We start from the raw sequence: 18,938 nt of genomic DNA on the forward strand, positions 1-18,938 counted from the left end.
CGGGCGGTAGAATGCGCCCATGCACGACGCCGTTACCCGCCCGACGCCCCCTCCGATGCCACTGCCTGGCCCCGTCGCCAGACCCATGCCGTCCAGATCGGCGGGGTCACCGTCGGTGGAGGCAAGCCGGTGGTGGTGCAGTCGATGACCAACACCGATACCTCCGATGTGGCCTCCAGCGTGAAGCAGGTGGCCGAGTTGTGGCGCGCCGGTTCGGAAATGGTGCGCCTGACCGTCAACACCGTTGAGGCTGCCGCTGCGATTCCGCGCATCGTCGACAAGCTGGCGATGATGGGCATCGAGGTGCCGTTGATCGGCGACTTCCACTACAACGGCCACCAGCTGCTGAGCGCCGAACCGGCCTGTGCCGAAGCGCTGGCCAAGTACCGCATCAACCCGGGCAACGTCGGCTTCGGCAAGAAGAAGGACCTGCAGTTCGCACAGCTGATCGAGTTCGCCATCCGCTTCAACAAGCCGGTGCGCATCGGCGCCAACTGGGGCTCGCTGGACCAGGCCTTGGCCGCGAAGCTGATGGACGAGAACAACCACCGCGAACAGCCGTGGGACGCTGGCCGCGTGCTGCGCGAGGCGCTGATCCGCTCGGCGCTGGATTCGGCCGAGCAGGCAGTGGAACTAGGCCTGCCGCGCGATCGCATCGTGCTGTCGGCCAAGGTCAGTGGCGTGCAGGAACTGATCGCGGTGTACCGCGACCTGGCCCAGCGCTCGGATTTCGCGTTGCATCTGGGCCTGACCGAAGCCGGCATCGGCAGCAAGGGCATCGTCGCCTCGGCGGCGGCGCTGAGCGTGCTGCTGCAGGAAGGCATCGGCGACACCATCCGCATCTCGCTGACCCCGGAACCGGGCCAGTCGCGCACGCAGGAAGTGATCGTCGCCCAGGAACTGCTGCAGACCACCGGCCAGCGCGCTTTCACCCCGCTGGTCACCGCCTGCCCGGGCTGTGGGCGCACCACCTCCGAGTTCTTCCAGGAACTGGCCAAGGTGGTGCAGAACCACGTGCGCGAGAAGATGCCGTTGTGGAAGATCCAGCATCCCGGCGCGGAAAACATGACGCTGGCGGTGATGGGCTGCGTGGTCAACGGGCCCGGTGAATCGCGCCATGCCAACATCGGCATTTCGCTGCCGGGTACCGGTGAGGCGCCGTCGGCGCCGGTGTTCGTCGATGGCGAAAAGAAGGTGACCCTGCGTGGCGAGAACATCGCCCAGGACTTCGTCGCCCTGATCGACGACTACGTCGAACGTACCTATGTCCGAAGCGCCGGATAAGCCCGCGATTCTCGCTGCGCCGGAGTCCGCCTCCGGTTTCCGCCACTGGATGGCGCGCAATGCCTGGCGCCTGGTCCTGCTGTTTGGTGGCGTGCTGCTGCCGCTGGCGGGCTTCGTCGCGCTGGCCGATGAAGTGCACGAATTTGAATCGTTCCATTTCGATGCGCCCCTGCTGTGGCAGATGCACGGTCTGCATTCGCCGCTGTTGGACCGCTTCTTCGTGCTCATCTCGAAACTGGGCTACGAGTGGTTCCTGATCCCGGCCGACGTGCTGATCATCGGCGCGCTGCTGGGCTACCGGCGCTGGCGTGAAGCCACCTTCGTGGCGGTCAGCTTCGTCGGCTCGGCGTTGCTGAACATGGGCAGCAAGCACTTCTTCCAGCGCGAGCGGCCCAGCCTGTGGGAGTCGATCGCGCCGGAATCGACGTTCAGCTTCCCCAGCGGCCATGCGATGGGCTCGATGACCCTGGCGGTGACCCTGGTCCTGCTGGCCTGGAACACCCGCTGGCGCTGGCCGGTGCTGCTGCTGGCCCCGTCGTTCAGCCTGCTGGTCAGCCTGTCCCGGGTCTACCTGGGGGTGCATTACCCCTCCGATATCCTGGCCGGATGGTGTGCCGCGCTGGTTTGGGTGGTAGGGTGCTATCTGGTCATGTTCAGTCGCCGGCACCCATGGCGACGTCACGGCTCGCCGCCAGCGAAGGCCAGCGAAGCATCATCACAGGGGGAATGACGTGGATGGCCCCCGGTGGGCGTCTACGTGATAGATCAGTTGTTTCGAAACAGCAGGTTCTGCAAGACAGGGGGCAAGCTCAACGCGTGGTTATGTGATGCGCAAGGCAGAATGCCCGCGCCGCATTCCGAGCGCGCTTGCGGGGTATCGGCACCCTGCCTAGCTTGACCTGCAATGGCCGCATTCGAAGAGGTACGTGAATGACGATTCGAGTCTACCTGGTGGATGACCACGCGCTGGTCCGCACCGGGATGAAGATGATTCTGTCGGGGAAGCCGACATCGAGGTGGTGGGCGAAGCCGAGACCGGCGAAGACGCGCTGCGCGATGTCCGCCAGTTGTTGCCGGACGTGGTGCTGTGCGATCTGCACCTGCCGGGCGTCAGCGGCATGGAAGTGACCGAGCGCATCGTCCGCAGCCACCGCAATACCCGCGTGGTGATCGTGTCGGTGCTGGAAGACGGTCCGCTGCCAAAGCGCCTGCTTGAAGCCGGCGCGGCCGGCTACATCGGCAAGGGCTGCGATGCGCAGGAACTGTTGCGCGCGGTGCGCGATGTCGCGGCCGGCCGCCGCTACCTGGGCACCAGCATCGCGCAGAACCTGGCGCTGTCGACGGTGGAAGGCAATGGTTCGCCGTTCGACAGCCTGTCGCCGCGTGAACTGGAAGTGGCGCTGCTGCTGACCCAGGGCCTGCGCCAGGAAGACATCGCACGGCGCCTGAGCCTGAGCGCGAAGACGGTGAACACGCACAAGGCGCGGTTGTTCGAGAAGATGGGAATCCACGACAACATCGCGCTGGCACGCATGGCCAGCCAGTACGGGCTGGTGGACCCGGCACGGCCGTTGTAACGATTTCGGCCTTCTGTAGAGCCGAGCCCATGCTCGGCTGCTTTCCTTCCGCTGGCGCGGAGCCGAGCATGGGCTCGGCTCTACACCCGAGTCGGACTCAGTGACCGCGTACCCGCTTGATGATCTTCGCGGCGTCGGCGGCGCTGGCGCGCACCTTGTCCCATTCGCCGTTGGCGATCCAGTTGCCCGGCACCATCCACGAACCACCGATGCAGACCACGTTCTTCTGCTCGAGGTATTCGGCGGCGGTGTTCTCGGTGATGCCACCGGTCGGGCAAAGCTTGAGGTCGGCGACCGGGCCGGCCAGGCCCTTGATCATCGCCAGCCCGCCCACGGCCGTGGCCGGGAACAGCTTGCACACACGGAAGCCGCGCGCGTAGAGGGACAGCAGCTCGGTCGGCGTGGCTGCACCCGGCACCACCGGCAGTGGCGCCGCCGCCAGCGCATCGGCCAGCGCCGGCGGCGTACCCGGGGTCACCAGGAAGTCCGCACCTGCGTCGATCGACTGCTGCATCTGCGCCACGGTCAGCACCGTGCCCGCACCCACCACCACATCCGGCAGCTCGCGCTTGAGCATCGCCAGCGCTTCCATCGCCACCGGCGTACGCAGCGTCAGCTCGATTGCCGGCAAGCCGCCTTCCAGCAGCGCCGCACTGACCGCCCGCGCCTGGTCCAGCGTATGAATCGTCACCACCGGCAAGATGCCGGCCGCATGCAACAGCTCCGCCGCACGCACCTGATGTTGTTCGATACCCATGCTTTTGCCCTTGCTCTTGTTTGTGCTTTTCAGTGATTACTTCGCGGCATTGATGCGCCGGAGAGCGTCAGGAGGGCGCGGTCAGCCCCAGCCGGGACCGTTCGCGCCATGGATGGCGCGACCGAGCCCCCATGGATGGGTTTACGGCGTGTCCCGGCTGGGGCTGACCGCGCCCTCAACCAGGAACCTCACCGCCGCGACAAACCCGCAACGCCCTTCAACCCTCAGGCGTCCTTCGCCTCATGCGGCGCCGCCGCTGCCGCCGCATCGTGCCCCAGCTCGTATTCCGCGTCGTAATCCCACGGCCCACCATCGGCCGCCGCCGGCCCGCACGAAATCGAAATCGCACCCTGGTCGGCCGGACCCACCACGCGACGGTTGATCGCGAACAGATTGCGGCCCAGATCCTGCGCCGCCGGCGCGGTGTTCGGCGCCAGCGAGCGTGCTGCCCATTCGGCCGCATCCACCAGCACTTCCAGCGTGCCGGCCTCGCCATCGAGGCGGATCATGTCGCCCTCGCGCACCTTGGCCAGCGGGCCGCCACGTGCCGCTTCCGGGGTCACGTGGATCGCTGCCGGAATCTTGCCGGAAGCGCCGGACAGGCGACCGTCGGTGACCAGCGCCACGCGTCGGCCCTGGTTCTGCAGCAACCCCAGCAGCGGTGCCAGCGAATGCAGTTCCGGCATGCCGTTCGCACGCGGGCCCTGGTAACGCACCACCGCCACGAAATCCTGCGGCAGCAGGCCGCCGGCATGCAGCTTGTTCAACACCTGTGGCGCATCGACCACCACCGCCGGCGCTTCAATCGTGCGGTACTGCGGCTTCACTGCCGACAGCTTGATCAGCGACTTGCCCAGGTTGCCGCGCAGCAGGCGCAGGCCGCCCTGGTGTTCGAACGGGTTGTCGACGCCGCGCACCACCTCGTCATCGGCACTGTGTTCCAGACCGGGCAGATAGACCAGCTGGCCGTCACGCAGCTGCGGTTCGCGCGCATAGTCGGCCATGCCGCCGCGCGCCACGCTGACCAGATCGCCGTGCATCAGCCCGGCCTTGATCAGCTCGCCGAACACGAACGCCGGGCCGCCCGCCGCAGCGAAGCGGTTCACGTCGGCGTCGCCGTTCGGATAGACGCGCGCCAGCAACGGGATCAGCTGCGACAGCTCGTCGAAGTCGTCCCAGGTCAGCACGATGCCGGCGGCGCGCGCTACGGCGATCCAGTGGATGGTGTGGTTGGTCGAGCCACCGGTGGCCATCAGCGCGATGACCGCGTTGATGATGGCGCGCTCGTCGATGATCCGGCCCAACGGGCGGAAATCGTTGCCGAGTGCGGTGATGTCCAGCGCACGTTCGGTGGCTTCGCGGGTCAGCGCGTCGCGCAGCGGCGTGCCCGGGTTGACGAACGACGCCCCCGGCAGCTGCACGCCCATCGCTTCCAGCAGCACCTGGTTCGAGTTGGCGGTGCCGTAGAAGGTGCAGGTGCCGGCGCCGTGGTACGAGGCCGACTCGGCTTCCAGCAGCTCTTCGCGGGTGGCTTCGCCGGCGGCATAACGCTCGCGCACCTCGGCCTTCTGCTTGTTCGGAATGCCCGGGGTCATCGGGCCGGCCGGCACGAACACCGCCGGCAGGTGGCCGAAGGCCAGCGCGCCGATCAGCAGGCCGGGCACGATCTTGTCGCACACACCGAGGTAGACGGTGGTGTCGAACATGTCGTGGCTGAGGCCGATGGCGGTGGCCTGCGCAATCACATCGCGCGAGAACAGCGACAGCTCCATGCCGCCACGGCCCTGGGTGACGCCGTCGCACATCGCTGGCACCGCGCCGGCGACCTGTGCGGTGGCGCCGAGTTCGCGGGCGATCCCGCGGATCTGCTCGGGATAGGTCTCGAACGGCTGGTGCGCCGACAGCATGTCGTTGTAGGCGGTGATGATGCCCAGGTTCGGCGTCACCCCACCGCGCAGGCGGCTCTTGTCGGTACCGCCGCAGGCAGCGAAGCCGTGGGCGAGGTTGCCGCAGCTCAGGCGGCTGCGGAACGGGCCGTCACGCAGGGAGGCGTCGATCGCGGCCAGGTAGGCGGCGCGCGAGGCGGCGCTGCGGCGGATGACGCGCTCGGTGATGGCGTGCAGTTGCGGATGGAGGCTCATTGGCTACCGGCGTTCGTGGTGGCGAGAGGCAAGCGGCGGCAAGGCGCCGCCGCCGACGTCAATCAGCCCAGTGGACGCGCAGGCGCGCGCCGTCCAGGTTGATCGCATTGAGGATCGGGTACTGCTGGGCGTCGTTGCTGTCCAGCGCCTGGCGCAGCACCTGCAGCTTCTGCTTGCCGCGCAGCAGCAGCAGACGCTGGCGGCACTGCCGCAGGCCATGCGGGGTCAGCGTGATGCGCAGCGGCCACTGGTTGGCACCCGGGCAGCCGGTGGCATCCAGCGCGGCGTAGGGCAGGGTGCTTTCCAGAGCGCGGGCGAGATCCTTCGAGCCCGGGAACAGCGAGGCGGTGTGGCCATCGTTGCCCATGCCCAGTGCCACCAGGCTCGGCGGCTGGCTGTGCTGGGCCTGCAGATTGGCGGTGTAGACGCATTCCGGCAGGGGCTTGCCGATCCGCACCAGCGGATCGAAGTGGGCACCCTCGGCGCGCTTGAGCAGGTGCTCGCGCACCAGCCAGGCGTTGCTGTCGCGATCCTGTGGCGACAGCCAGCGCTCGTCGGCCAGGCTCACTTCAACCCGGTCCCAATGCACGTCCAGTTCGGCCAGGGCCTGGTAGACCGGCGCCGGCGTGGTGCCACCCGACAGCAGGATGCGGGCGCGGCCCACTTCATTGATGTCGTGGTTGAGGGTCTGCGCCATCTCGGCGGCTACCGCCTCGATCCAGCCATCGGCATCGCCATGGTGGATGAAGTCGATGCGGTCGTCGTGGAAAGCGGGGGTCATGCGGCAACTCCTGGTGCGTCACGTTCGGCGTCGGCGGCGTAGGCAGCGGCACCCAGCAGCCCGGCGTGGGGATGCATCACCGCCAGCGACGGTACCCGCGCCATGATCGAAGAGAACCGGCCCTTGTGTTCGAAGCGCTGGCGGAAGCCGGAGTGCTGCAGCGAGTCGAGCATCTTCGGGGTCAATCCACCGGTCAGGAACACGCCGTCCCAGGCGCCCTGGGTCAGTACCAGATCGCCGGCAATGGCGCCGAACACCGCGCAGAACACGTCCACGGTGCGCATCGCCTGCGGGTCGCCATGCAGGGCGCGCGCGGTCACGTCCACCGGTTGCAGCTGGCCCGGGTCGATGCCGGCCATCTCGCACACGGCGCGATGGATGTTGACCAGGCCGGGGCCGCAGATCAGCCGTTCGTTTGAGACGCGCCCGAACTGCTCGGAGAGGATCTCCAGGATGCGGATCTCTTCCGGCGTCCCCGGCGGGAAGCTGACATGGCCACCTTCGGTTTCCAGTGGATAGCAGCGGCCATGGCGCAGGATCAGGCCGCCGACGCCGAGCCCGGTGCCCGGCCCGATCACCGCATAGTTGCGCGGCTGGCCCGGCTTGCCCGGCACCCACGCCGCACCGCCCACCTGCACCACATCATCGGGTTGCAGCAGCGAGATTGCCATCGCCTGCGCGGCGAAATCATTGATCAGGTGCAGCTCGTCGAAGCCGAGCATCGCCGCGGTGCGGCTGCGCGAGATCACCCAGGGATGGTTGGTGATGCGTGCTTCGTCACCGTCGACGCGGCCAGCCACGGCGAACACGCCGCGGCCGGCCGTGGCGCCGATCTGTTCCAGATGGTGGCGCGCGGCATCACCGAGCGAGGGGAACTCGGCCACCGCGTACTCGCGGATGCTGTCTTTCAGCAGTGGCGCGTCCAGCGAGGTGTCGGCCAGCGCGAAGCGGGCGTTGGTGCCGCCGATGTCGGCAACCAGCACGGGCTGCGAGCCGGCACTCATGCCGAGGCTCCGCTGTCGGGTGCGTCCACGCCCTGCGGCAGGAATTCCGTGGCGTTGTTCGGGCCCCACTGGCCGGCGGGGTAGGGTTCCAGCGGCAGCTTGGCCTCCTTCCAGGCGTCGGCCACGCTGTCGATCCAGGCCCACGCCGCCCGCACTTCGTCGTCACGCACGAACAGCGTGTGGTTGCCATTGAAGGCATCCAGGAACAGGCGTTCGTAGGCGATGCGGCGGTGCAGGCCGGTCGGCACCGACAGTTCCAGTTCCAGCGGGTGCAGTTCCAGCGCGCCCCATTCCGGGCCGGCCAGGCTGCTCATCAGGCCCAGTTCGATGTTCTCCTGCGGCTGCAGCTGGAACACCAGGCGGTTCGGCGCGGCCTGCGCGCGCTGCGGGCGCTCGAACAGCCAATGGGTGACCGGCTTCAGCGTGACCACCACGCGGGTGGTGCGTTCGGGCAGGCGTTTGCCGGTGACCAGGTGGAACGGCACGCCGCTCCAGCGCCAGTTGTCGATGTGCGCGGTCACGCCGGCGAAGGTTTCCACGTCGCTGCCTTCCGGCGGCTGGTAGGCCTGGGCCGGCTGGCCGTTGATGGTGCCGGCGGTGTAGCGGCCACGGATGCTGTCACGCGCGGCGTGCCGGGCATCGAGCGGGCGCAGTGCGCGCAGCACCTTGACCTTCTCGTCGCGGATGCGGTCGGCTTCCAGCGAGGCCGGTGGCTCCATCGCCACCATGCACAGCAGCTGCAGGATATGGCTCTGCACCATGTCGCGCAGCGCGCCGGACCGGGCGTAGTAGGCGTCGCGGCCATCCACGCCTTCGCTTTCGGCGACCAGGATGTGCACCGATTCGATGTAGTTGCGGTTCCACACCGCTTCCAGCAGCGTGTTGCCGAAGCGCAGTGCAATCAGGTTCTGCACCGCCGCCTTGCCCAGGTAGTGGTCGAGGCGGAACACACGGTCCTCGTCGATCCACTGGCCGATGGTGGAGATGATCTCCTCGGCGCTTTCGCTGTCGCTGCCGATCGGCTTCTCCAGCATCAGGCGTGCCGGCGCAGCCAGGGCACCGCCCTTGGCCAGGCCTTCGCAGGTGGAGATGTACAGGCCCGGCGGGATGGCCAGGTAGCTGACGCACTTGCGGTGCACCAGGTCGGAGACCGCGGCGGCCACCGAGTCGACATCGCGCAGGTCGACCGAGCGGTAGTCGATGCGACGCAGCAGCGCAGCGATGTCGTCCTGGGTGGCCATCGGCATGGCCTGCTGCAGGCGCGGGCGCAGGATGTCATGGAAGGCTTCGGTGTCATGCCCGGACAGGGCCAGCGCACGGATGCGGAAGTCCTCCGGCAGCAGGCCGTCGCCGAGGAGGCGAAGCAGCGAAGGGAACAGGTAGCGCTGGGCCAGATCACCTGTGGCACCGAACAGGAAGAGGGTGTCGTGCATCGCTCGAGTTTCAGATCCGGGTGACATCGTTGTCAATCGCTTCATGGCTGGGTTCGGGGGACATCCGCGCAACTGCCTGTCCGAGGCTCGTCAGGGGCGTTTTCCGGGGCTCCGGAAGACCGTTCCATTCGAAACCACTGCCTCGTCGGAAGCTTCGTTCTTCCGGCGACGCAGATCGGTGCGCACCGATCATCGGATAGTGCCACGTGAAAACGTTTACATGGCAGAATGGGCAACTGTATTCGATTGCAGTGCTCGCCGCCATGCGGCAGGCGCGCAATCATCACTGCCATCGGGAGGGCCGAGGCAGTCCCAAAAGACAGCCCGGCTTCGGGCGGACCGGATAGGTGATATGGCAAAAGTGCAGTTGCAGGGTGTGCGCAAGGTCTATGACAACGGCCAGGTCGCGGTGAAGGACGCCACCTTCGAGGTCGCCGACGGCGAGCTGATGGTGCTGGTCGGCCCGTCCGGCTGTGGCAAGTCGACCCTGCTGCGGATGGTGGCCGGCCTGGAGGAGATCAGCGGCGGCACGCTGACCATCGGCGACCGTGTGGTCAACGACGTGGCGCCGAAGGACCGCGACATCGCCATGGTGTTCCAGAGCTACGCGCTGTACCCGCATATGACCGTGGCCGAGAACCTGGCCTTCGGCCTGAAGCTGCGCGGCCATGACAAGGCCACCATCGACAAGCGCATCGCCGAGGCGGCGCAGACGCTGGGCCTGACCGAGATGATGGACAAGTTGCCCAAGGCGATGTCCGGTGGCCAGCGCCAGCGCGTGGCACTGGGCCGTGCGCTGGTGCGCGAGCCGGCGGTGTTCCTGCTCGACGAGCCGTTGTCCAACCTCGATGCCAAGCTGCGCCACAGCGTGCGCACCGAGATCGCGCAGCTGCACCGCAAGCTGGGCACCACCATGATCTACGTGACCCATGACCAGGTCGAAGCGATGACCCTGGGCCAGCGCATCGTGGTGCTGAAGGACGGCGTCATCCAGCAGATCGACACACCGATGGCGCTGTACGACCGTCCGGCCAACCTGTTCGTGGCCGGCTTCCTCGGCAGCCCGGCGATGAACGTGCTGCGCGGCACGCTGCAGGGCGACGCCGGCGGCGTGACCGTGGTCGACGGCGACTGGCGTGCACCGCTGGGCCAGGCCACGATCGATCCGGCCTGGCTGCAGAAGCCGATCGCGGTGGGTGTGCGCCCGGAACACCTGCAGCCGGCCAGCGCCGATGATGCGCATGCGTTCACCGCACGCATCGAAGGCATCGAGCCGGTCGGCAACGAAATCTTCGTCAACCTCAGCAGCGGCCAGCATGCGCTGACCATGCGCGTGGCGCCGCAGGCGTTGCCGGCGGTGGGCGAGGACATCCGTGTAGCGATCCACCCGCAGGGCCTGCACTTCTTCAATGCGGAAAGCGGCGAGCGGCTGTAAGGGTAGTGCCGGCCGCTGGCCGGCAACCTCAACCCTGCGTTGCTGCCGGCCAGCGGCCGGCACTACCACTCCTTCAGAGCAAGCGTGCGGACCAAGGTCCGCACCCACCCGATGTGGTTTCCCACCGGATTCAGCGTGCCAGGCCATCCAGCAACGGCACGCGCTGCGCAATGGCATCACCCACCTGCAGGTCAGCATCACCGGCCTCCAGCGGCAGCACCGCCAGCGCCAGCTCACCGGCCACGCTGGCGATCGTGCCCAGCGCCGCGCTGTCCTGCTGAACGCCATCACCGGCCTGTGCCGGTGCCGCGGTCTGCAGCAGCTGCACCGCGCGCTTGGCTTTGCCGAGGAAGTGGGTACGGGCGACGATTTCCTGGCCGGGATAACAGCCCTTCTTCACGCTGTAGCCGTTCAGGCGGTCCAGGCCCAGCTGCTGCGGGGTCCACACTTCGCGCTGGCTGTCTTCCAGGCGCGGCAATCCGTAGCGCAGGTCGGCCTGGCGCCAGGCCAGGGCGAAAGCGGCCTCATCGGTTCCGCTACCGACGGCAAAGGCATCAGAAGCGCCGATGCGCAGGGTGCGCGGGAGGGCATCACTGCCCAGGTCCAGCTCCCAGCTGTCACCGGGCGCGTGCGCAATCGCCGCGCCGCTGGCGGCCTCTGGCGCAGTGAAGGCGCCGGCCACGGCCAGATCGTTGCGCACCTGCACCTTCACCTTGCGACGGAACACGAAGCGCTGCAGTTGCGACGCAATCGCATCGGCATCGCCGTCGGCCAGCACCAGCATCACATGGTCATCGGCCAGCCGCAGCAGCTGGAACACCGCCAGGGTGCGGCCCTTGGCGCTCAGCCAGGCGCTCCACTGCCAGTGCCACAGGGGCAGGGCGGTGACGTCGCTGCTGAACTGGGCGTGGGCGAACACGGCCGCATCCACGCCCTGCAGGCTCAGCAACTGGTGGCCGGGCAGGCGCGGATATCCGACGAAAGCAGGGGGCAGGTTGTCAGGCACGTGAACGAGGTCTAAAATTTGTGCGTTGCGAGACCGAACATGATAGGCCAAACAACCCCCACTCCCGACGACGAATCTGAAGCCCCGCTGGTCCCCGCGGCACCCGTGCCCGTGGAACAGGAAAAAGCAGAGGAATTCGGCGGCCGCGGCGGACTTGATCCGGTGCGGTATGGCGATTGGGAGAAAAACGGACGCTGCATCGATTTCTGATCAGCATTGAGCCAACGCGGCCGCGTGCCGCCCAGCCGAGACAACGAGCCCAGCGAATGGCGACCAGACAACGCCCACTTTCCCCGCACCTTCAGGTGTATCGCTGGCAGATTCAGATGGCCACCTCGATCCTGCATCGAGCCACTGGCGTCTTTCTGTCTGTTGGTGCCCTCATCATCGCCGCCGGCCTGCTGGCCCTGATGATGGGGCCCGAGTCCTGGAACTGCTTCACCGGCCATGCCGGGGCCTGGTATGGCCGCGTGTTCCTGTTCGCGTGGACATGGTCGTTCGCCTATCACCTGTGCAATGGCATCCGCCATGTGGTGCAGGACTTCGCCATCGGCTTCAGCATCCCCGCCTTCATCCGCAGCAGCTGGCTGTCGGTCACCGGCAGCCTGGTGATCACCCTGCTGGTGTGGGCCTATGTGATGTTCGGAGGTGCCGCGTGAGCAAGTTCCGTACCCCGTTGAAGAGCGTGCGCGGCCTGGGTTCGGCCAAGACCGGCACCGAGCACTTCGTGCACCAGCGCCTGACTGCTGCCGCCCTGGTGGTGCTGGGCATCTGGTTCCTGGTCTTCGTGCTGGGCCTGCTCGGCTCGGATTACGCGACCGCCGCCGCTGCCGTGGCCAAGCCGTGGAACGCGGTGCCGCTGATCGGCCTGCTGATCGCCATGTTCTGGCACGCGCAGCTCGGCATGCAGGTCGTGCTGGAAGACTACATCCACGAATCGCTGCTGGCCCTGGTGCTGCAGACCGCGGTGAAGTTCGTCGCCGTGCTCGGCATGATCGTCAGTGTGTTTGCGGTGGGCCGCATCGCCCTCGGCGTTGCCTGAGCCCAGGCGCCAAGACAGGAATCCAGACTAGATGTCCGCTTACAAGATTACCGAACACAAGTACGACATGGTCGTGGTCGGCGCCGGCGGCGCCGGCCTGCGCGCCACGTTCGGCCTGGCCGCCAAGGGCCTGCAGACCGTGTGCCTGACCAAGGTCTTCCCGACCCGTTCGCACACCGTTGCCGCCCAGGGCGGTATCTCGGCCGCACTCGCCAACATGGGCGAGGACGACTGGCGCTACCACTTCTTCGACACCATCAAGGGGTCGGACTGGCTGGGCGACCAGGACGCCATCGAATACATGTGCCGTGAGGCCATCCCGGCCATCATCGAGCTTGAACACTACGGCGTGCCGTTCTCGCGCACCGCCGAAGGCAAGATCTACCAGCGTCCGTTCGGTGGCATGACCACCAAGTACGGCGAAGGCCCGGCAGCGCAGCGTACCTGCGCGGCGGCCGACCGTACCGGCCACGCGATGCTGCACACCCTGTACCAGCAGTCGCTGAAGCACGATGCGCGCTTCATGATCGAGTACTTCGCCCTCGACCTGATCTTCGACGACGAAGGCGCCTGCCGCGGCGTGCTGGCCCTGGACATGTCCGATGGCACGCTGCACCTGTTCCGCGCCCAGGGCGTGGTGCTGGCCACCGGCGGCTACGGCCGTGCCTACTTCAGCGCCACCTCGGCGCACACCTGCACCGGCGACGGTGGCGGCCTGGCCATGCGTGCCGGCATCGCCATGCAGGACATGGAGTTCGTGCAGTTCCACCCGACCGGCATCTATGGTGCCGGCTGCCTGATCACCGAGGGTGTCCGCGGTGAAGGCGGCATCCTGCGCAACAGCAGCGGCGAGCGCTTCATGGAGCGCTACGCACCGCACTACAAGGACCTGGCCTCGCGCGACGTGGTCAGCCGTTCGATGACCATCGAGATCCGCGAAGGCCGCGGCGTCGGCGAGCACAAGGATCACATCCTGCTCGACCTGACCCACCTCGGCCCGGGCGTGATCGACGACAAGCTGCCGGGCATCGCCGAGAGCGCGCGCATCTTCGCCGGCGTCGACGTGCACAAGCAGCCGATCCCGGTCATTCCGACCGTGCACTACAACATGGGCGGCATCCCGACCAACTACCACGGTGAAGTGGTGCGCAAGGTCGGCGACAACCCCGATGCGGTCGTGCCGGGCCTGTATGCCATCGGCGAAGCGGCCTGCGTGTCCGTGCACGGCGCCAACCGCCTGGGCTCGAACTCGCTGCTGGACCTGGTGGTGTTCGGTCGCGCGGTGGCCAACCGCTGCGCCGAGACCATCAAGCCGGGCGCATCGCACAAGCCGCTGCCGGCCGATGCCTGCGACAAGGCGCTGGGCCTGCTGGACAAGCTGCGCCACGCCAACGGCGATACCCCGACCTCGGTCATCCGCGATCGCATGCAGCGCACCATGCAGGCCGACGCGGCGGTCTTCCGCACCAGCCAGACGCTGAAGGAAGGCTGCGAGAAGATGGACAAGATCTTCGACTCGTTCCAGGACGTGAAGGTCTCCGACCGTTCGCTGGTCTGGAACTCGGACCTGATCGAGACCTACGAGCTGAACAACCTGCTGCTCAACGCGGTGGCGACGATCAACTCGGCCGAACAGCGCAAGGAAAGCCGCGGCGCGCATGCGCACGAGGACTATCCGGACCGCGACGACGTCAACTGGCAGAAGCACACCCTGGTCAGCGTCGACGAGAAGGGCAAGTGCAGCTTCGACTACCGTCCGGTGCACATGTACACGTTGACCGACGACGTGTCCGTGGTGCCGCCGAAGCCGCGCGTGTACTGATCCGACCCCGCCTACCATGCAATCCGCGCCCAAGGGCGCGGGCCGCCTGAGCCAACGAGAGCAGCCATGGCCGAGTTTTCACTCCCCAAGAATTCCAAGATCACGAAGGGCAAGCACTTCCCCGTCAAGAACGGCGGCAAGAACGTGCGCACCTTCAAGATCTACCGCTGGAGTCCGGACGACGACAGCAACCCGCGCACCGATACCTATGAAGTCGATCTGGACGCCTGTGGCCCGATGGTCCTGGACGCCCTGATCAAGATCAAGAACGAGATCGACCCGACCCTGACCTTCCGCCGCTCCTGCCGCGAAGGCATCTGTGGTTCGTGCGCGATGAACATCGACGGCACCAACACCCTGGCCTGCACCCGAGCCATCTCGGACTGCGGCAAGAAGGAAGTGCCGATCTACCCGCTGCCGCACATGAACGTGGTCAAGGATCTGGTTCCGGACCTGACCCACTTCTACGCGCAGTACGCCTCGATCAAGCCGTGGATCCGCACCCAGACCCCGGCACCGCCGGACCGTGAGCGCCTGCAGTCGCCGGAAGACCGCAAGAAGCTGGACGGCCTGTACGAGTGCATCCTGTGCGCCTGCTGCTCGACCAGCTGCCCGAGCTACTGGTGGAACGGCGAGCGTTACCTGGGCCCGGCGATCCTGCTGCAGGCCTACCGCTGGATCATCGACTCGCGCGATGAAGACACCGGTGCGCGCCTGGACGATCTGGAAGATCCGTTCAAGCTGTACCGTTGCCACACCATCATGAACTGCGCCCGGACCTGCCCGAAGGGCCTGAACCCGGCGCTGGCGATTGCCGAGATCAAGAAGCTGATGATGGAACGCCGCGCCTGATACGGCTCGGCTGCACCCGGTAGAGCCACGCCATGCGTGGCTGTGCCACCCAGTAGAGCCACGCGATGCGTGGCTTTGCTGTATCTGGAGAAGCACGATGGAAGAAGACGTTCTGCTGAAGAAGCTGCGCTGGCGCTGCCGCCGCGGCATGCGCGAGCTGGACCAGCTGTTCGGGCGCTACCTGGATAAGGAATGGAGCACTGCGCCGACCGAAGAGCGCGAGGTTTTCCTGTTCCTGCTCGACTGCGAGGACGATAAGTTGTGGCGCTGGTTCATGGGCTACGAGGCCTGCCCGCATGCGCACGCCATCCCCCTCATGCAGAAGATCCTCGCCCTCAAGCCTTGAGTGGCGCCCTTCGCGGCTGCAGGCTGTGGCCCAGCTGTCGGTGTTGCTGGCCACACCCTGGCTGCTGCGTGCGTCGGATCTGACGCCGCGGCTGCTGATGCCCGCCGTGCTGCTGGCCTGGGCAATCGGCCTGGCCGAACTGGCCTGGCGCCTGCGCCGACCGCGTGCACGGGTTCTTCTGCCGGCGCTGCCCGATCCGCTGCAGGTGGCGGGGCAGGATATCGATGCCCCCGCCTGGTGGTGCGCGGCCCCTGGCTGCTGTTGCTCTGGCGTGAGGATCGGCGCCGCCGGCGCCTGCTGTTCTGGCCGGATGTGCTCGATTCCGGGCAGCGACGTGAACTGCGACTGGCCGTCGCCGCACGCAGCGTTTCCCGTCGGCCCCGGTCAATGGCACCATAAGCTGAATTGACCGGCGTGCCTGCATGTTCAAACCCATCCCCGTGGCCATCGGCCTGCGCTACCTGCGCGCCAAGCGCCGCAACGGCTTCATCTCCTTCATCTCGATGGCATCGATCCTGGGCATCGCGCTCGGCGTCACGGTGCTGATCACCACGCTGGCGGTGATGAGCGGTTTCCAGAAGGAAATCCGCAGCCGCCTGCTGCAGATGACCGCCCACACCACCATCAGCCGCGACGGCGAGCCCATGCCGGACTGGATGCGCGTGGTCGACATTGCCGGCAAGGACCCGCGCGTGGCGGGTGCCGCACCGTACATCGAGATCCAGTCGATGATCAGTGGCCCGCGCGTGCAGGGTGCGATCATCCAGGGCATCGATCCGGCGCTGGAGCCGAAGGTCTCGGTGATCGACCAGAAGGTCACCAAGGGCAGTTATGACAGCCTCAAGCCGGGCAGCTTCAACCTGCTGCTGGGCAAGGAACTGGCGATCTGGCTCGGCGTGGACGTGGGTGATCAGGTGCTGGTGACCTTCGCCGAAGTGCAGGGCACGCCCGCCGGCGCGGTGCCACGAATGAAACGCTTCACCGTCAGCGGCATCTTCGAGGCCGGCTACAACGAGGTCGATCGTGGCGTCGGCTTTGCCAACATGCAGGACCTGGAACGCGTGCTGCGCAGCGACGGCGCCACCGGCGTTCGCCTGAAACTGCACGACATGGACCGCTCGCTGGAAGTGGGCGTGGACCTGGCGCAGAGCCTCGGCGGTGCCTATCGGGTGAGCGACTGGACCCAGCAGAATGCCAACCTCTACCACTCGCTGCGCATGGAAAAGGTGGTGATGGGCATCCTGCTGTCGCTGATCATCGCCATGGGCGCCTTCAACCTGGTGTCCTCGCAGGTGATGCTGGTGACTGACAAGCAGGCCGACATCGCCATCCTGCGCACCCTCGGCCTGACCCCGGGCGGGGTGATGCAGGTGTTCATGGTGCAGGGCTCGCTGATCGGCATCTTCGGCACGTTGGCCGGCCTGATCGGTGGCATCACCCTGACCCTCAACCTGGAGCGCATCCTCGGCGCCATCGAGGCCGTGTTCAACGTCAAGCTGATGCCGGAGGATGTGTACTACATCACCGGCCTGCCGACCGACATGCAGACCGGCGACGTGGTGGCGATCACCGTGGTCGCGCTGCTGATGAGCTTCCTGGCCACCCTGTATCCCGCCTGGCGGGCAGCACGCACCCAGCCGGCGGAGGCCCTGCGTTATGAATAAGGTCTTCAACCGCGGCGATGAAGTGATCCGCGCCGAAGCGCTGGGCAAGACCTATGCCGAAGGGCGCATGCAGACCCCAGTGTTCGACAACCTCGACCTGACGGTCGCTGCCGGCGAAACGGTGGCGATCATTGGTGCGTCCGGTGCGGGCAAGAGCACCTTGCTGCACCTGCTCGGCGGGTTGGATGTTCCCAGTGCAGGCGAAGTCTATGTGGCCGGCCAGCGCATGTCGGCGCTCTCCGATACCGCGCGCGGGCTGCTGCGCAACCAGGCGCTGGGGTTCGTCTACCAGTTCCATCACCTGCTGCCGGAATTCACCGCGCTGGAAAACGTGATGATGCCGCTGCTGTTGTCCAAGTCGCATTCGGTGCTGTCGCAGCGTCTGGCGTACGCGGGTCTGGGCGTGGTGGGGTCGGCGCTGGCCAGCATCGTCAACGGCGCGACGTCGTTCGTCCGCGGGCGTCCGGAGGTGGAAGAGGCGGTTGCGCGCGCCACCGCTCTGCTGGAGTCGGTCGGGCTGGGTCATCGTCTGGATCACAAGCCGGGCGAGCTGTCCGGTGGCGAGCGCCAGCGTGCCGCCGTGGCGCGCGCGCTGGTCAACCATCCGGCCTGTGTGCTCGGCGACGAGCCGACCGGCAACCTGGATGACCGCACCGCCGGCACCGTGTTCGACCTGATGCTGGAACTCAATCGCGCCCGCCACACCAGCCTGGTGCTGGTGACCCATGACCGCAGCCTGGCGCGACGCCTGGACCGGGTGCTGGAACTGCGCGAAGGGCGCCTGCACGCACTGGCCCACGCCGACGTCTGAGGGCAGGGCCTGCTCTGGCAGAGGCCGACCTTGATCGGCTGCTCTTGCAGGACAAGCGCCAACCAAGGTTGGCGTCTACCGTGGTCCGGCCAGGAGCCGCCGACCGGTGGCTGAATGGGGCCGCTGGCCGTCGCGCCGGCATTGCCTGGTCGGGCGCATGATGGCGCCAGTTCCCCGAGGAGATCGCCATGAAGACCCCGCTTCTGCTGGCAGGCCTCTGCCTGGCCCTGGCCGCCTGCGCGACCACCGGCCGGCTCAGCAGCACCGAAAAGCTCGACCTGTACCGCGCCCATGCTGGCGCGCCGCAGAACGACATGCAGTTCTTCGGCAGCCTCAATGGCTGGACCGAGCTGGGTGACAGCGCGCTGGCAGTGTGGACCCGCCCGAGCGAGGCCTACCTGCTGGAATTGAGTGGCCCGTGCCCGGACCTGTCCTACGCCACCGCCATCGGCCTGACCAGCAGCATGGGGCGGGTCTCGTCACGCTTCGACAAGGTGCTGGTGCGCGACCCGACCGGCGGCCCGCGCATGCCGTGCTTCATCAACAGCATCCGCAAGCTGGACGTGAAGGCACTGCGCACCTCCGAACATGAGCTGCGCCAGGCGCAGGTGCAGGAGCGCGAGGAAGCCACGAAGTAGCGGGGTAGTGCCGGCCGCCGGCCGGCATTGCACAGATGCCAGGTTGCCGGCCAGCGGCCGGCACTACCTGCGCGTCAGGCTTCCGGGGTGAAGCCGGCGGGCTTTTCGGCATCCTTTTCGAACAGGAACTTGACCAGTTCGCCTTCAAGGAACGCGCGGTGCTGGGGCGTGCGCGGCGACAGCCGGTTCTCGTTGATCAGCATGGTCTGATGCGCCAGCCATGCAGCCCAGGCCTGCTTGCCGATGTTGTTGAAGATGCGCTGGCCCAGCTCGCCCGGATAGGGCACGAAATCCAGGCCCTCGACATCGCGTTGTTCGTACTGGCAGAAGACGGTTCGGGACATG

Annotated in this window: 18 protein-coding genes and 3 pseudogenes; 14 read left to right on the top strand and 7 right to left on the bottom strand. The window is 67.0% G+C overall.

The window, feature by feature from the left end; genetic code table 11:
- The first annotated feature begins 19 nt into the window (after positions 1-19).
- The 3 genes and pseudogenes from ispG to N4G47_RS06600 all read left to right on the top strand — a co-directional run bounded on the left by ispG (position 20) and on the right by N4G47_RS06600 (position 2,861).
- Positions 20-1,284, top strand: a pseudogene (ispG, locus tag N4G47_RS06590) (flavodoxin-dependent (E)-4-hydroxy-3-methylbut-2-enyl-diphosphate synthase).
- Complete coding sequence (locus N4G47_RS06595) at positions 1,265-2,014, top strand: phosphatase PAP2 family protein (protein ID WP_107232784.1); 750 nt, start codon at positions 1,265-1,267, stop codon at positions 2,012-2,014. Before ispG ends, N4G47_RS06595 begins: the two are co-directional and overlap by 20 nt.
- Positions 2,015-2,214: 200 nt before the next feature.
- A pseudogene (locus tag N4G47_RS06600) lies at positions 2,215-2,861 on the top strand (response regulator).
- Between the two features lie 97 nt (positions 2,862-2,958).
- On the opposite strand, the gene eda reads toward N4G47_RS06600, so the two are convergent.
- The 5 genes from eda to zwf form a co-directional block, all read right to left on the bottom strand.
- Positions 2,959-3,618, bottom strand: a complete 660-nt coding sequence (eda, locus tag N4G47_RS06605) for a bifunctional 4-hydroxy-2-oxoglutarate aldolase/2-dehydro-3-deoxy-phosphogluconate aldolase (RefSeq protein ID WP_475285987.1) — start codon at positions 3,616-3,618, stop codon at positions 2,959-2,961.
- A gap of 224 nt (positions 3,619-3,842) precedes the next feature.
- On the bottom strand, positions 3,843-5,759 hold the full coding sequence (gene edd, locus N4G47_RS06610; RefSeq protein WP_475285989.1) for a phosphogluconate dehydratase: 1,917 nt from the start codon (positions 5,757-5,759) through the stop codon (positions 3,843-3,845).
- 58 nt (positions 5,760-5,817) lie between these two features.
- Positions 5,818-6,540, bottom strand: coding sequence for a 6-phosphogluconolactonase (gene pgl, locus N4G47_RS06615; RefSeq protein ID WP_249844346.1), 723 nt, complete (start codon positions 6,538-6,540; stop codon positions 5,818-5,820).
- Entirely contained in the window at positions 6,537-7,544 is a 1,008-nt protein-coding gene (glk, locus tag N4G47_RS06620; RefSeq protein WP_107232780.1) for a glucokinase, read from the bottom strand. The genes pgl and glk overlap by 4 nt, the downstream gene beginning before the upstream one ends.
- Complete coding sequence (zwf, locus tag N4G47_RS06625; protein WP_475285992.1) at positions 7,541-8,977, bottom strand: glucose-6-phosphate dehydrogenase; 1,437 nt, start codon at positions 8,975-8,977, stop codon at positions 7,541-7,543. The genes glk and zwf overlap by 4 nt, the downstream gene beginning before the upstream one ends.
- Positions 8,978-9,329: 352 nt before the next feature.
- Between zwf and N4G47_RS06630 the strand changes: the two genes are divergently transcribed.
- Complete coding sequence (locus N4G47_RS06630) at positions 9,330-10,412, top strand: ABC transporter ATP-binding protein (RefSeq protein WP_249844343.1); 1,083 nt, start codon at positions 9,330-9,332, stop codon at positions 10,410-10,412.
- Positions 10,413-10,542: 130 nt separating this feature from the next.
- On the opposite strand, the gene ygfZ is transcribed toward N4G47_RS06630, so the two are convergent.
- Positions 10,543-11,418 (bottom strand): CAF17-like 4Fe-4S cluster assembly/insertion protein YgfZ, encoded by an 876-nt coding sequence (gene ygfZ / locus N4G47_RS06635; RefSeq protein WP_475285994.1) that lies wholly within the window; start codon positions 11,416-11,418, stop codon positions 10,543-10,545.
- A gap of 39 nt (positions 11,419-11,457) precedes the next feature.
- On the opposite strand from ygfZ, the gene N4G47_RS06640 reads away from it, so the two are divergent.
- From N4G47_RS06640 to N4G47_RS06685, 10 genes and pseudogenes are all read left to right on the top strand, one after another.
- Entirely contained in the window at positions 11,458-11,628 is a 171-nt protein-coding gene (locus tag N4G47_RS06640) for a DUF1674 domain-containing protein (protein WP_005409075.1), read from the top strand.
- A gap of 56 nt (positions 11,629-11,684) precedes the next feature.
- A complete protein-coding gene (sdhC, locus tag N4G47_RS06645) occupies positions 11,685-12,077 on the top strand; it encodes a succinate dehydrogenase, cytochrome b556 subunit (protein WP_005409076.1) in 393 nt (130 codons plus the stop codon).
- A complete protein-coding gene (gene sdhD, locus N4G47_RS06650; RefSeq protein WP_049434183.1) occupies positions 12,074-12,460 on the top strand; it encodes a succinate dehydrogenase, hydrophobic membrane anchor protein in 387 nt (128 codons plus the stop codon). The genes sdhC and sdhD overlap by 4 nt, the downstream gene beginning before the upstream one ends.
- A gap of 31 nt (positions 12,461-12,491) precedes the next feature.
- Positions 12,492-14,282: a succinate dehydrogenase flavoprotein subunit gene (sdhA, locus tag N4G47_RS06655; RefSeq protein WP_249844341.1), complete on the top strand. Its 1,791-nt coding sequence runs from the start codon at positions 12,492-12,494 to the stop codon at positions 14,280-14,282.
- 66 nt (positions 14,283-14,348) lie between these two features.
- The gene (locus tag N4G47_RS06660) at positions 14,349-15,134 is read left to right on the top strand and encodes a succinate dehydrogenase iron-sulfur subunit (RefSeq protein WP_005409079.1); all 786 of its coding nucleotides are present in this window, start codon (positions 14,349-14,351) and stop codon (positions 15,132-15,134) included.
- Positions 15,135-15,231: 97 nt separating this feature from the next.
- Positions 15,232-15,480, top strand: coding sequence for an FAD assembly factor SdhE (locus N4G47_RS06665; protein WP_249844340.1), 249 nt, complete (start codon positions 15,232-15,234; stop codon positions 15,478-15,480).
- A pseudogene (locus N4G47_RS06670) lies at positions 15,431-15,879 on the top strand (hypothetical protein). Before N4G47_RS06665 ends, N4G47_RS06670 begins: the two are co-directional and overlap by 50 nt.
- 23 nt (positions 15,880-15,902) lie before the next feature.
- Positions 15,903-17,144, top strand: a complete 1,242-nt coding sequence (locus tag N4G47_RS06675; RefSeq protein ID WP_107232774.1) for a lipoprotein-releasing ABC transporter permease subunit — start codon at positions 15,903-15,905, stop codon at positions 17,142-17,144.
- The gene (locus N4G47_RS06680; protein ID WP_475285998.1) at positions 17,137-17,955 is read left to right on the top strand and encodes an ATP-binding cassette domain-containing protein; all 819 of its coding nucleotides are present in this window, start codon (positions 17,137-17,139) and stop codon (positions 17,953-17,955) included. The genes N4G47_RS06675 and N4G47_RS06680 overlap by 8 nt, the downstream gene beginning before the upstream one ends.
- A gap of 188 nt (positions 17,956-18,143) precedes the next feature.
- A complete protein-coding gene (locus N4G47_RS06685; RefSeq protein ID WP_475286000.1) occupies positions 18,144-18,593 on the top strand; it encodes a DUF6491 family protein in 450 nt (149 codons plus the stop codon).
- A gap of 74 nt (positions 18,594-18,667) precedes the next feature.
- On the opposite strand, the gene N4G47_RS06690 is transcribed toward N4G47_RS06685, so the two are convergent.
- The gene (locus tag N4G47_RS06690; RefSeq protein ID WP_249844335.1) at positions 18,668-18,937 is read right to left on the bottom strand and encodes an oxidative damage protection protein; all 270 of its coding nucleotides are present in this window, start codon (positions 18,935-18,937) and stop codon (positions 18,668-18,670) included.
- Position 18,938 lies beyond the last annotated feature (1 nt).

It is taken from the genome of Stenotrophomonas sp. GSD10 (genome assembly GCF_056172695.1).

What these genes read in the sequence shown, in the direction of transcription:
- pgl (WP_249844346.1), bottom strand. Translation starts at nt 6,540, where the DNA reads ATGACCCCCGCTTTCCACGACGACCGCATCGACTTCATCCACCATGGC.
- N4G47_RS06595 (WP_107232784.1), top strand. Translation starts at nt 1,265, where the DNA reads ATGTCCGAAGCGCCGGATAAGCCCGCGATTCTCGCTGCGCCGGAGTCC.
- sdhC (WP_005409076.1), top strand. Translation starts at nt 11,685, where the DNA reads ATGGCGACCAGACAACGCCCACTTTCCCCGCACCTTCAGGTGTATCGC.
- N4G47_RS06640 (WP_005409075.1), top strand. Translation starts at nt 11,458, where the DNA reads ATGATAGGCCAAACAACCCCCACTCCCGACGACGAATCTGAAGCCCCG.
- sdhA (WP_249844341.1), top strand. Translation starts at nt 12,492, where the DNA reads ATGTCCGCTTACAAGATTACCGAACACAAGTACGACATGGTCGTGGTC.
- N4G47_RS06690 (WP_249844335.1), bottom strand. Translation starts at nt 18,937, where the DNA reads ATGTCCCGAACCGTCTTCTGCCAGTACGAACAACGCGATGTCGAGGGC.
- N4G47_RS06675 (WP_107232774.1), top strand. Translation starts at nt 15,903, where the DNA reads ATGTTCAAACCCATCCCCGTGGCCATCGGCCTGCGCTACCTGCGCGCC.
- N4G47_RS06680 (WP_475285998.1), top strand. Translation starts at nt 17,137, where the DNA reads ATGAATAAGGTCTTCAACCGCGGCGATGAAGTGATCCGCGCCGAAGCG.
- eda (WP_475285987.1), bottom strand. Translation starts at nt 3,618, where the DNA reads ATGGGTATCGAACAACATCAGGTGCGTGCGGCGGAGCTGTTGCATGCG.
- N4G47_RS06665 (WP_249844340.1), top strand. Translation starts at nt 15,232, where the DNA reads ATGGAAGAAGACGTTCTGCTGAAGAAGCTGCGCTGGCGCTGCCGCCGC.
- N4G47_RS06630 (WP_249844343.1), top strand. Translation starts at nt 9,330, where the DNA reads ATGGCAAAAGTGCAGTTGCAGGGTGTGCGCAAGGTCTATGACAACGGC.
- zwf (WP_475285992.1), bottom strand. Translation starts at nt 8,977, where the DNA reads ATGCACGACACCCTCTTCCTGTTCGGTGCCACAGGTGATCTGGCCCAG.
- N4G47_RS06685 (WP_475286000.1), top strand. Translation starts at nt 18,144, where the DNA reads ATGAAGACCCCGCTTCTGCTGGCAGGCCTCTGCCTGGCCCTGGCCGCC.
- glk (WP_107232780.1), bottom strand. Translation starts at nt 7,544, where the DNA reads ATGAGTGCCGGCTCGCAGCCCGTGCTGGTTGCCGACATCGGCGGCACC.
- edd (WP_475285989.1), bottom strand. Translation starts at nt 5,759, where the DNA reads ATGAGCCTCCATCCGCAACTGCACGCCATCACCGAGCGCGTCATCCGC.
- N4G47_RS06660 (WP_005409079.1), top strand. Translation starts at nt 14,349, where the DNA reads ATGGCCGAGTTTTCACTCCCCAAGAATTCCAAGATCACGAAGGGCAAG.